The organism is bacterium (assembly GCA_021158245.1).
GTDB lineage: Bacteria > Zhuqueibacterota > QNDG01 > QNDG01 > QNDG01 > QNDG01.
This window is the reverse complement of the sequence record JAGGVB010000055.1, coordinates 1-12,230: the sequence shown is the minus strand read 5'-3', so window position 1 is coordinate 12,230 and position 12,230 is coordinate 1. Positions and strand designations below refer to the sequence as shown.

Here is a 12,230-nt window from a genome sequence, read left to right as displayed (position 1 = left end):
GTTGCAATCACCATAATATCATCTCTCGGATGAATAATAAGGTCGTGTACAAAAGTTACAGGCAGATTATCAGCAAGAGTATTCCAGGATTTACCTTTGTCAATAGAAACGTACACACCCCAGTCTGTGCCGACATACAAAACATTGGGATTTTTGGGATCTTCTTTGATTACATTAACAGGCCCGGCAGGAATATTGGCTGAGATGTCCTCCCATGTTCTGCCGTAATCTGTTGATTTCCACACATAGGGAGTAAACTCATCATCCCTTTTCCCGTTTTGAGTTACATAAACAGTAGCCTCATCATACTTAGAGGCAACTATTTCCGATATCCACTTTCCATGGGGCAGACCCTTTGTTATTTCCTTCCACTGATCTCCGGAATCTTTTGTGAGCCATACTCTGCCGTCATCGGTTCCAACATAAATGAGCCCGAACTTAAGAGGAGATTCCGAAATGCTGAAAATTGTCTGATACGGGATGTCTCCGGATTTTTTCGGATCATTGTATGTCATATCCATACTCAGACGTTCCCACTTGTCTCCTCTGTTAAGAGAGCGGTACAGGTACTGAGTTCCGAAATAAATTATCCGCGGATTGTGAGGAGAAATAATGAACGGAGCAAGCCACTGGCCCCGAAGTTTTGGCTCTCCTTTTTTAATTTGAGGATATATATTTTTTCTCTCTCCGGTTTTCAGATTTGATCTTGTAATATGCCCGTAAAATCCTGCAGAAAAAACAATGTCCGGATCTGTGGGATCTATTGCGTGGCATGAGCCTTCTCCTCCGGGGACATTTTCCCATTTTGTAGCAGGAATTGAATTACGCCCTTTAGAAAGATCAACAGCTCCCCTGTAACTTCCGTGATCCTGTACAGAGCCGTAAACATGGAACGTATTATCCATGTCAAAACCTACATTAAAAAACTGGGAAACAGGGAAATTGTCTGCAAAAGTTCTCCAGTTCTTCCCTCCGTCGTAGGATATTGCAAGGCCGCCGTCGTTTACATTTACAAGATAATCTGTGTTTTCAGGATCGATCCAGAGTCCGTGATGATCCATGTGCATTCCGTCAAGAGTTCTGTAGGTTTTACCTCCGTCTTCGGAAACATTAAGAAAAAGCCCCATTACATAAATTTTATTTTCATTTACAGGATCAACCTTTATCCTGCCGAAAACCCATCCATAAGTTCCGGAGAGGCCCTCCATGTACTTGTTGTATTCACTTACCCTTGTCCATATTTTGCCGCTGTTATTGCTTCTGTAAACAGTTGCCCCTCTTATAACTCCGCCTTTTGGGCGTCCGTATGAATCGGTCTCTTCTCCTGAAGATTTTCTTGCAATTTCGTAATTGTCAATAAAAGCATATATAACATTTGGTTTTGTTTGGCACAGATCAATCCCTATTCTTCCTCTGTATTTTGCCTCAGGCAGGCCTGTATTTATGGGACGCCAGGTTTTGCCTCCGTCTGTGGTTTTATAGATACCGCTTCCGGTGTAGTCTTTTTCATTTCTGGGATCGTTCCATTTTTTTCTGATTCTCTGCCATGTTGCAGCGTACAGAGTGTTGGGATCAGAAGGATCCATAACAAGATCAGTTGCTCCTGTTTTTTCATTAATATAGAGAATTTTCTGCCAGGTTTTACCTCCGTCTGTGGTTTTGTACACTCCGCGCTCCGGATTGTTAGTCCATTCGTGCCCGGGGGCAGCAACATATACAATGTCAGGATTTTTCGGATGAATAATGATTTTTGCAATTGTAAGGGTATTTTCAAGCCCTATATGCTGCCAGGTTTTTCCTCCGTCAGGAGATTTAAAAACTCCTGCTCCGGCATTGGAGCTTCTGAAAATATTCTGCTCTCCGGTTCCTGCCCATATAATGTTCTGATCCGAAGAAGCAATTGTCACATCACCAAATGCTGTTGAAGGTGCGTTTTCAAAAATTGGTTCCCAGGTTGTACCTTCATTAACTGTCTTCCACAAGCCGCCTGAAGCTGTGGCTGCATAGATAGTATAATATTTCCCCTTTGGAGAGCATACGGCAATATCTGTCATTCTTCCGCTGATATTTGTCGGCCCGAGAAACTGCCATGGAAGATGTTTAAAAAGAGAATTGTTTTTCATGTCCTGCTGTCTGGAAAAAGCAGCTATACGTTTTGAAGGAGTGATGCAGGCCTTTTTTGATACTTTGGCTTTTAGATTAACAGATGATAACAGCAGAGCTGCAGTTATTGCTATAAAAGGAATTTTTAAAAAGCGCATTTTAAGTCCTCCTTAATACTATATCAGGTTTCAGGGTTCGGATTAATGATAAAATAGAACAATTATTCGGGAAAATCAATTATATTCATGATGTCAGATTATATGCTTTGTACTTTTTTTTATAGGGTTTAATTTTAGGAAATAATCGGTGTTACAATGAAATTAAGGGTTTATGTTGAAATGCATGGGTAATTTTAAGCAAATCTTGTATATAAGAAAGAGATTATGACAATAAAATGGTCTAATTCAGTTTAAAGTGAGTCTGAATTTTATTGTTTTTGGTACGGCACTTTTTTCAAAAAAAGTGCCCAAAAAACGCCGGCTGCTGCAAATCTCCTAAAAATGTCAAAAAGCTCTCTGAATCAAATAAACTCGTCCCGATTTCTTTTTGATTATAAATATAGTAAAATCGGGACTCAAACAGAATTTGATTCCGGGCGTTCGCTTTTCGCCATTTTTTTAACGGAGATTAGCAGATGCCGGCATTCTCTGCAAACATTTTTGTGAATTTACTGTAAAGTATTTTATTGGCTTAAATTTATGTCGGGACATTACCCATAATCTTAATATGAAATTTAAATCGCAGGGGCAAGAGCCCCTGCGGTGCTGGAAATTAATTATTATTAATGTCAAAATTTGTCCGGAATTCGTCTATTTCATCTATGGAATATTCGGGGACAGCTCCCATTTTTGTCGCAACAAAGCCGCTGACAAGTACTGCAAAGTCAAGAATGTTTTCAAGCGGCTCTCTGTTCAGGAATGATAGAGTCATTGCAGCAGTAAATGAATCTCCGCATCCTGTAGTGTCTATAACATCAATGTTTATAGACGGTTTAAAAACAGTGTTTTTCCCGTTTGTAAGCAAAGCGCCGTTTTTGCCCATTGTCAGGGCAGTCAATTTAAGATTAAAGAAATCAGTAAGATACTCAATGAATGAACTATCCTCTTTGTCCTCTTTTTGCATGACTTTCTTAAGTGCTGCACATTCGAATTCATTAATTTTTAAAATATCGGATTTTCCGACAGTTTCAAGAACTGTCTCTTCTGTGCTTTGAGTCCATTCCCTGAAATTAACATCATAAACAATCAGACTGTTTTCTGCTTCGGAAAGAAAACGCTGAATAGTCTTTCTGCTTACCGGGTTTCTCTGGGGCAGAGTCCCTGTAATAACAGCATCACTTGTCTTTGCATATACAGACAAATCAGGGCTCCATGCAAGAAAATCAAAAGCAGTATCTTTTGAGCATCTGAAATCCGGAATGCCGTTTTTATCAAGAGTAACAGATACGTACCCTGTCTTTTTGTCTTCGGATATCTGAATTCCTGATGTGTCAACTCCTCTTGATTTCAGCTCTTTGAGCAGAGCTTTTCCGTTTTCGTCATTTCCCACCTGACTGATTATTTTCCCGTATGCACCAAGCTGCAAAGCGTGAATAGCTGCATTTGCAGGAGCTCCGCCTGTGTAGCGTTTATTAGGATAGATATCCCAGAGTACTTCTCCGAGCCCTGTCACGATTAACTTTTTATCCATCATCGGATAAGGCCTGTAATCAGCGGAATGAGCCCTTTGCCGAATCCGAAGGGCACAGGAGTGAATGCAAGAACAAATATAATCATAGCAAATATACCGATTATTTTTCTTTTGTTATCAAGAGGGATATGATCGTAAACAGTGGGAGGATGTTTTCTTAAAATTGCAAGTATAATAATAAAAAGAAACCATCCCGCGTAATAAAACAGGCAGATTGTCAAAAGAAAAATATAGAATGCCTTAAAAAAATATGAGCTCTTGTCTCTTAAAAGAGCATATATAATGTGGCCTCCGTCGAGCTGTCCTATAGGAAGCAGGTTAATTGCAGTTACAAGCAGGCCGGCCCAGGCTGCAAAAGCAAGGGGGTGAAGCAAAATATCCTGGCCCTTTTCCAGGTGCCCTACAATAATACGTGATGCTGCTGAGAAAAGAATCGAGTTGCCGAGAGATATTGTCGTGTCGCCTGCGGATTTTATATCTACAACCTGAGAAAATTTGAGCCCGAAATAAAGAGCAAAACTAATTGGGATCATTCCTGCCAAGGGCCCGGCAGCTCCTATATCGAGAAGAGCGCGCCGGTCGGTTATGGGGCTTTTTATTTTAATTAACGCACCCATTGTTCCGAAAGGAGGCAGGGGAAAGGGAATAAAATAGGGCAGTGTAGCGGCAATTCTATGTTTCCTCGTCATAAGATAATGCCCCATTTCATGGGAAAGCAGTATTGTAATTATAGCCCCTGAATACCACAATGCACCAACAGGGCCGTCACTGAATCCTACAAGATATGTTGTACCTATTGTTAAAATAAACAGGAAGATGTGTACACATATTCCGGGTATTGAACTAAGCAGCCTTGAGAATGGATTGCTAACAGCGCGGATTAATTTTCTGATTGACATGAATCAGCCTTCTTTCATGATTTGGATATTAACTTCGGTTCCTTTTGTAATTTCAAGATCATCTGCTGCACTGCCTGAGTTTATTCCGATCTCAAGCATTTCCGAGCTGCCTATGTAGGCAAGAATTGAATTATTCCCTACTGATGCAAAAGTAGTACTCAGCCTGTCAATAAAAAGATTTTTTATATGTATGGATACTTTTTTGTTTTTGATCAGCCCGGCCGGAATATTTGTAATACAGTTTCCGAATCTGTCGATAAAAATTACTGATCCTGTTATCTGCCGTTCTGTGATTTTTATTTCCGGAAGTGTGCCTTTATTATATTCAGCAATAATTGTCCCGAGTTTGTTTATATCTATACCTGAGGCAAGATGGGCTGCAACAGGAGCAAAGATATCCCTTCCGTGGAAAGTCGAGCTTATTTTGTTTCTCCAGAAATTTTTATTATCGGCATGGAAGACTTTTGCAGATTCATGGTCATGAAATATGTATGAAAGAATGCCGTTGTCAGGGGCAACGAAGAAATAATCTTCAGTCCTTACTATAAGAAGTTTCCTTTCAGTGCCGACTCCGGGATCTACGACAACTGTATGGATTGTCCCCGGAGGGAAGAGGGAGTATGTCCGGCTAAGGATAAATGCCGCTTCCTCAATGTCCCCCGGTGCAATGTTGTGAGTAATATCAGTTATTGCTGCATCATGACAGATTGAGAGCATTACTCCTTTCATTGATGCAACGTAATGGCTGTCTGTTCCGAAATCTGTTAATAGTGTGATTAACATGTTTCTCCTGTCCGGTTTAATAGCATGTATAATTTACTAAATAGATTTATTGTATTCAATAAAAAAAAGGCTGTTGATAAAATGATAATTGTTGGGTCTATGTTGAAATGCATGGGTAATTATAGCCAAGTTTTGCATATAAGCAGTTGAAAAGAGATATGCAGGGTTATCGCAGAATAGATAATAGTAAAAAGTGAGGAATTAGATTTCAAAGCTTTGCTTTGAGTTAATAATAATTCACTATCATTTTGTCGGAATAATAAGAATCTTATTGATTGTGTCATTTAGAAGGAGCACAGTGAATGTGACTGAGTAATCTTATGACTTATACTTCTAATTTTTATTTCTCAGTACGGCACTTTTTTCAGAAAAAAGTGCCCAAAAAACGCCGGCTGCCGAAAATTTCCTAAAAATGTCAAAAAACTCTCTGAAAGGCAAAAACTCACCCGATTCAGATTATTATATTTTTTCTTAAAGAGAATCGGGTTCAAACAGTTTGCCTTTCCGGGCGTTCGTTTTTTAACATTTTTTTAACGGAAATTTTCAGATGCCGGCATTCCAAACCAACATTTTTGTGAATTTTATATACAGTATTTTATTAGCTGCAAATTAATATTTCAGGACATTACCCACTCGATTCAGCATAGAGCCTAATTGTTTTTTATCCCTCAATGAAATATGGAAGGTATTGTTAATAAACCGGAATTTGTCGCGACTGCACTTCAGCAGATGCTGAATCTGCCGATATTAATAACAGAACTATTGTTACAATGAGTTCTGTAAAAAAAATATTTTATTTGTTAAAGTATTTCAAACAGCGGCCGATAACTCATATTGAAGAACAGAGACGGTCGTTAAAAAGTTTTACAACCAGGGTACGGGCAGGGATGCCCATAAAATGCAAGGAGGTACACACTATGGCTAGTGCAAGTTTAACAAGGATCAACACAAATATTCAGGCTCTCAATGCTTTGAATGCTCTGAATAATGTGAACACACGGATGAGTATGCATCAGCTCCGTCTGGCAACCGGCAGAAGAATCAACTCTGCTGCTGATGATGCTGCAGGATTTACAATTTCAGCAAAGCTTAATGTGAAAGCAAAGGGTCTGGGAACAGCTCTCGATAACATTGCTTCAGGAAAGAACCTGATGACTGTTGCAGAAGGGCACCTGACTAATATTCAGGATATTTTGAGCCAGATGAAATCCAAAGCAATGCAGGCTGCAAACGGAACTCTGGGTACAGAGGAGCGAGCAGCAATCCTTTCGGAATTGGAAAATTTCAACACACAGATTGATGCTGAGGTTGATCAGGCAAAATGGGCTGATTCGTCACTTCTTACTGACAGCAACCTTAATTTCCAGATAGGCGTAGGAACTTCTTCTGCAGATGCTCTTACATTCAATGTTGTTGGTAATGTAAGCGGTATTTCTGGATTTACATCTTCCGATCTTGATGTGCAGGCTTCTTCTACTGCCTCTTCAAGTGTAAGTTCAAGTGCACTTTCCACAACAAATATGGATGCTAGTTTTGCTACTGCAAGTGCATTTACCAGTACTACAAGCATCAGCGAGCTTACAAACGGCCACTACAATGTTGAGGTCAGTTACACTACAGCCGGAACAATTTCAATTCAGCTGTTCGACAGCAATGGTGACAATGTAGTTATTGATACTGACGGATCTGACGGCGGAGCAAGCGGAAACACATTAACAAAAAAAGTGGATGAAGGTGATGTTGATGCAATTGATCTCGGAGTCGGTATTTCTATTGATATCGGAACTATTGATACTGCCAATGCAGGTTCAGCTCTTTTCTCAGTTGATTACTCAAGAGGCGGCAATGCAGTAGGAAGCCAGGGCAGCGCACAGGATTACATGGACAAGATTGATACTGCAATTGATTATGTGTCCAAGGGCTTGAGCTACATCGGATCTCAGGTGAACAGGCTTGGGTTCCAGGAGAATTCTCTCACAGTTGCAAAGACTAATACTGAGGCAGCCTACAGCAGAATTGTTGATGCTGATATGGCTAAGGAGCAGTTAGAATCTACAAAACTTTTAATACTTCAGCAGACAGCTACATCAATGCTGGCTCAGGCAAACACGGCACCACAATCGGTTCTTGCACTGTTCCGATAATTAAACATCAATACGTCTCTGTATGGGGAGTGTATCTGTATAAGATACACCCCCTTTTATTTCCTGAAGTTTTTTAAGAAAAATATTAAAGATTTTATTAAATGTGTCGATATCCTAAATAGATACAGAAATGCAGGAGTTTAGTTTGAGAGGATTAAATCAAGAAAGTCCGGAGGAGACAATGCAATCGACATTTACACAGGGAAATGGATCTTTTAAAAGCTCAGCTAATGTTTACCGTCAGCAGGATATTCTTATGTCTTCACCTGAAAAACAAGTTTTGCATGTGTTTGATGTTGCAGTACAAAGCTGCAATAAAAAGAAGAAGGATAAAGCACGCGCAGCATTGGTACTTCTTATAGACAGTCTTGATTTTGAAAAGGGGAAAGATGTTGCTGTGGGATTATTCAGATTATATGAATACTGCCTTCGTTTGGTACATACAGATGATTTTGATTTGGCAGGAGATATATTAAAAGAATTACGCCAAACCTGGCATATAGCGATAAGCCGTAATGCCGCATGATTTAATGAGAGAAGGAAAAGCAAATGACGATCAGCCTAAATTCAGCAACAGAACAAAGCAGTATTGAGCAATTAGTCCAGCAGTATATGGCTATTGAGCGCCAACCTATTGTCAGGCTTGAAGGCAAGAAGTCTCTTTTAAATATACAAAAAGGAGTATTTTCCGATACGAAATCAAAACTTCAGGCATTATATGATGCTGCTGATGACCTGGCAGATACATCTGACAACTCGATTTTTAATGCTGTTCAGGTATCCTCAAGCGATACAACCTCTCTTACTGTAACTGCCGGTGATGATGCTGCAGTGGGGCAGTATGATATAAGAATCAGGCAGATGGCAACTGCAACAACAATGAAAAGTACAGGCTATCTTAATACGCATGCATCAGTAATGAGTTCAATACAGGTTGTAGACGGCTATTCAACAATTGATACGTCAGAATCATGGGCAGATGCAGGTTTCGATACAACGCCTGACGGTACAGTGACGATTAACGGAACAGCTTTTACTCTCGCGGATTATTCTACTGTTGATGATTTTTTTGATGCAGTAAATGACAGTGCTGCAAATGCAAATATCTATTACGATTCGGATCGTGATAAAATCATCCTCGAAAGTACAGACACCTCTTCTCTTATCATTTCTGAAACAGGTACAAACGGATTATTAACTGAGGCAAATATTACAGCAGACACCTATTCAACAAATCAGACAGGGCTTGATGCTTCGGATTATCTTTATAAAATTAATTTTGATACAGCCCTTTCGGAATCTGATTCCGGAAGTTTTAAAATAAACGGAGCTACAATTGAATGGGATGCTGATGCTGACAGTTTAAATGATATTATTTCCAGAATTAACAGCTCTGATGCAGGAGTAACTGCTTTTTATGATGATACTCTCGATAAAATTGTCTTTACTGCAAGTGCAACCGGAAGCGAAGAAATACAATGGGAAGATGTGTCAGGAACATTTCTGACAGATACTTTAAAATTTTCCGGTGTTACCCAAACATCAGGGAACGATGCAAAATTTACGATTAATTCCACAAGCGCGTCCGATGAGATAACAAAATCATCCAATAATTTTACTATTAACGGAATTAAATTTACACTCAAGGCTGTAACAGTTGCGAATGACAGTTATACTGACGGCGACACAGAAGCTGTTACAGTGAAAGCTGAAAAGGACGACACGCAGGTAAGAAATAAAATAAACACAATGCTGAGTAAATACAATGATTTTATAGATTACATCAAACTGAAGACAGATGTTGATACAACCTCTTATTCAAGAGGGCCTCTTGCAGGTGAGAGCGTATTTTTATCCTTAAAGAACAGCATTCTTTCAATTTTTCTCGGCCAGGTAAGCGGTGTTGATACAGATAAGCCGTCTTACCTTTCGGAAATCGGAATTACTCTCGGTGATGACCTGCATGCATCAATATCGGATTCTTCTGCATTTACCGACTGGATTAATGATGATCCGGCATCTGTAGAAAATCTTTTTAATTCGACAAACGGAGTTGCAGCAAGATTAAAGAGTCTGATTGAGCCGTTCACAGAGACCTACGGAATTATTGATGACAGAAGCGATTCTCTTGATGACAGGATTGATCAGATAGATAAGAGAATTGCCAGCCTGGACGAGAGGCTTGCAGGGCGGGAAAATTATTACAGAACGCAATTTTCATCTCTGCAGAGTATGCTGATTATGGCAAATAATCAGCTAAATTTAGTTAATTCATTAACAAACAGCATTAATTCTTTGTTAGGATAATAAGTGTAGAGGAGGTGAGATTTATGAGCGGAGTACAGGGAATTCATCCGATTGATGAAGTTAAAGACAGTATTCTTATCGGAGAATCAGCAGCTTCTTCCAATATTGCTCCGGAGCGGGAAATTTCGTCACAGTCAAGAGAGGTCCAGAATAATGTTGAAAATGCGGTCGCCCTGGATGAGCATACAGCACAGGAGATAGCTGATGGTATGAACAAGGTTTCTTCTGTCTTTAATACGAGCCTTTCATTTTCAGTTGATAAGTCGACAGGCAGAACAATTATCAAAGTTGTGGACAAGGATACTGAGAAAGTGATAAGAGAGATACCACCGGAGAAAATGGTACGGCTAATGGAAAAGATCAGTAATGTTATGGGGCTCTTGCTTGATGTAGAAATATAGAAAAGGCGGCGAAAATGATTATACCAGGAGAAACAGCGAGCGAAATTTTATTACAGGAGCTGGAGTGCGCCGAATCAGTGAAATCTGGGGCTTTTGAAATCCAGCAGCTTCTTGATAGGGGAGCTATAGAGCAGGCGGAAGAGAAACTAACAATTAGAGGCCAAATTATACGCCATATGGTTGAACTTGATGAAAACCTGCAAATTTTGCGTGATAAAGGGCTGCTGGATTCCGGAGCATCCGAGTGGAAAGATGTTGTAACTTTGGCAAGATCACTTCGGGACATTACAAGGACAATCACAAAAGTAGATGCAGGCACAAGGGATAAATTGGAAAAAAAAGGCCGTGAAATAAGTATCAAATTGAATAAACTTCTTGACGGGAAAAAAAATATCAGCGGCTATACAAATGAGAGGAACAGAAGCAGCAGTGCTGCTTTCAGTGCATAAGCGCTGAGAAAAAGGTGGTTAGTATGAGCGTTGAACACATACCTCCAGGATCCGGATTATTCAGAGCATCAAAAAATTATTTTGATGCAAAGAAAAATGGGGCAAAACCGGTAAAGAACAAGGAAGGCGCAAAGACTTCCGGCAGTGATAAGGTTGAGATATCGAGGCAGGCGAGAGACCTGAATAAAAAGAATGCAATACTTGCGGATATAAAGGAAGCTTACGCAAAACTTCGGGAGCCTGAAGCCCGTCAGGATAAGGTTAAACAAGCTGCAACGAGGGTGATTACAGGATTTTATAACAGAGGTTCCGTACAGCAAAAAACTGCGGAGTCAATGTTGAATTTTTCTCCTGTAATGGATAAAACGTCTCATACACAATCAGTATACTCTGATAAAGCCGAATCAGAGGATATCTCTGGTTTACTAAAGATAAAACAGGTACAAAAGAGAATCATAGATAATTATTATGACAGTATTGATGTTATAAAAAAAGTTGTGGATAAACTTTTGAACAGCTAAATTCAAGGAGGAATGTTGTGAAAGTTCTTGTTGTTGACGATTCCAGTACAATGCGACGTATTCTTACCAATTGTCTTAATGAAGCCGGATTCAAAGATGTAGTACATGCTGCTGATGGAATTGAAGCACTGGATGCTCTTTCAAAAGAGACGGATATAGGGCTGATCCTTGCTGATTGGCACATGCCTAATATGGATGGTTTCGCTCTTCTTCAGCAGGTAAAGTCTGATGATAAGACAAAGGGGATTCCGGTAATAATGGTTACAACTCAGGCGGAAAAGCAGAGTGTTATGGATGCCCTGAAAATAGGTGCAGCTAACTATGTTGTAAAACCATTTACACCGGAAACAATAAAAGAGAAGATTGCAGAGGTCCTCGGCTGACAGCCGATGCTTTTTCAAGGGGTAGATTAAGAGGAAAAACAAATGAATGGATTTAATTTGAAAATTGCAGGGAGGCATCCCATAGAGGAAAAGCAGAAACATAAGAAATTACAGAAGAATAAATAAATCCTTCCGTAAATCATTCCTCAAAGAAGATACTCCCAAATATTTTGGTAAAAATAATGCAATAGGGAGAAATTACCTTTTAATAGTTACTTAGTAAGCGGTTAAAATAGTACTTGCTGATAATTAAAATTTCTGCAGGTAAATATTGGAAATTTAAATTTTTAGCTTATTGTTTATTAAGGATTTATAGAAGGTATAAAAAAACTCCTGATTTTAATAATTAAAGTTGCATGGCATGTAGATTGCTTAAGATATATGCGGTTTAATATATGATTGTATCCAAAATTGAGAGGAGGCCGTTCTGAAGCGGATTGCAGTTGCCACAAGTAAAGGCGGAGTAGGCAAAACAACACTTGTTACTAATTTGTCAGCAGGGCTCGCTGCTGTTGGCAAAAAAGTACTGATCATTGATTGTGACGCTCAGG

General features: G+C 39.5%; 12 protein-coding genes. 8 read left to right on the top strand and 4 right to left on the bottom strand.

Annotated elements, in window-relative coordinates; translation table 11 throughout:
* The 4 genes from J7K93_02965 to J7K93_02950 form a co-directional block, all read right to left on the bottom strand.
* On the bottom strand, positions 1-2,261 hold a 2,261-nt coding region (locus tag J7K93_02965; protein MCD6115952.1), incomplete at its 3' end, for a hypothetical protein.
* A 613-nt stretch (positions 2,262-2,874) separates the two neighbouring features.
* A complete protein-coding gene (locus tag J7K93_02960) occupies positions 2,875-3,795 on the bottom strand; it encodes a carbohydrate kinase (protein MCD6115951.1) in 921 nt (306 codons plus the stop codon).
* Entirely contained in the window at positions 3,792-4,691 is a 900-nt protein-coding gene (locus tag J7K93_02955; GenBank protein ID MCD6115950.1) for a site-2 protease family protein, read from the bottom strand. The genes J7K93_02960 and J7K93_02955 overlap by 4 nt, the downstream gene beginning before the upstream one ends.
* Before the next feature lie 3 nt (positions 4,692-4,694).
* The gene (locus tag J7K93_02950; GenBank protein ID MCD6115949.1) at positions 4,695-5,474 is read right to left on the bottom strand and encodes an SAM-dependent chlorinase/fluorinase; all 780 of its coding nucleotides are present in this window, start codon (positions 5,472-5,474) and stop codon (positions 4,695-4,697) included.
* Positions 5,475-6,391: 917 nt separating this feature from the next.
* Here J7K93_02950 and J7K93_02945 point away from each other — a divergent pair.
* The 8 genes from J7K93_02945 to J7K93_02910 form a co-directional block, all read left to right on the top strand.
* On the top strand, positions 6,392-7,618 hold the full coding sequence (locus J7K93_02945) for a flagellin (protein ID MCD6115948.1): 1,227 nt from the start codon (positions 6,392-6,394) through the stop codon (positions 7,616-7,618).
* Between the two features lie 181 nt (positions 7,619-7,799).
* Entirely contained in the window at positions 7,800-8,144 is a 345-nt protein-coding gene (locus tag J7K93_02940) for a flagellar protein FliS (GenBank protein ID MCD6115947.1), read from the top strand.
* Positions 8,145-8,167: 23 nt separating this feature from the next.
* Positions 8,168-9,925, top strand: coding sequence for a flagellar filament capping protein FliD (fliD, locus tag J7K93_02935; GenBank protein MCD6115946.1), 1,758 nt, complete (start codon positions 8,168-8,170; stop codon positions 9,923-9,925).
* A gap of 23 nt (positions 9,926-9,948) precedes the next feature.
* Complete coding sequence (locus tag J7K93_02930; GenBank protein ID MCD6115945.1) at positions 9,949-10,326, top strand: flagellar protein FlaG; 378 nt, start codon at positions 9,949-9,951, stop codon at positions 10,324-10,326.
* Positions 10,327-10,340: 14 nt separating this feature from the next.
* Complete coding sequence (locus J7K93_02925) at positions 10,341-10,775, top strand: hypothetical protein (protein MCD6115944.1); 435 nt, start codon at positions 10,341-10,343, stop codon at positions 10,773-10,775.
* Positions 10,776-10,798: 23 nt separating this feature from the next.
* Positions 10,799-11,296, top strand: coding sequence for a hypothetical protein (locus J7K93_02920; protein MCD6115943.1), 498 nt, complete (start codon positions 10,799-10,801; stop codon positions 11,294-11,296).
* Between the two features lie 17 nt (positions 11,297-11,313).
* Positions 11,314-11,679: a response regulator gene (locus J7K93_02915; protein MCD6115942.1), complete on the top strand. Its 366-nt coding sequence runs from the start codon at positions 11,314-11,316 to the stop codon at positions 11,677-11,679.
* A gap of 427 nt (positions 11,680-12,106) precedes the next feature.
* A partial coding sequence (locus J7K93_02910) for a ParA family protein (GenBank protein MCD6115941.1) occupies positions 12,107-12,230 on the top strand: 124 nt, incomplete at its 3' end.

Excerpts from the sequence above, each read along its gene's own strand:
- J7K93_02920 (MCD6115943.1), top strand. The coding sequence starts at position 10,799 with ATGAGCGTTGAACACATACCTCCAGGATCCGGATTATTCAGAGCATCA.
- J7K93_02945 (MCD6115948.1), top strand. The coding sequence starts at position 6,392 with ATGGCTAGTGCAAGTTTAACAAGGATCAACACAAATATTCAGGCTCTC.
- J7K93_02955 (MCD6115950.1), bottom strand. The coding sequence starts at position 4,691 with ATGTCAATCAGAAAATTAATCCGCGCTGTTAGCAATCCATTCTCAAGG.
- J7K93_02950 (MCD6115949.1), bottom strand. The coding sequence starts at position 5,474 with ATGTTAATCACACTATTAACAGATTTCGGAACAGACAGCCATTACGTT.
- J7K93_02925 (MCD6115944.1), top strand. The coding sequence starts at position 10,341 with ATGATTATACCAGGAGAAACAGCGAGCGAAATTTTATTACAGGAGCTG.
- J7K93_02960 (MCD6115951.1), bottom strand. The coding sequence starts at position 3,795 with ATGATGGATAAAAAGTTAATCGTGACAGGGCTCGGAGAAGTACTCTGG.
- J7K93_02930 (MCD6115945.1), top strand. The coding sequence starts at position 9,949 with ATGAGCGGAGTACAGGGAATTCATCCGATTGATGAAGTTAAAGACAGT.
- fliD (MCD6115946.1), top strand. The coding sequence starts at position 8,168 with ATGACGATCAGCCTAAATTCAGCAACAGAACAAAGCAGTATTGAGCAA.
- J7K93_02940 (MCD6115947.1), top strand. The coding sequence starts at position 7,800 with ATGCAATCGACATTTACACAGGGAAATGGATCTTTTAAAAGCTCAGCT.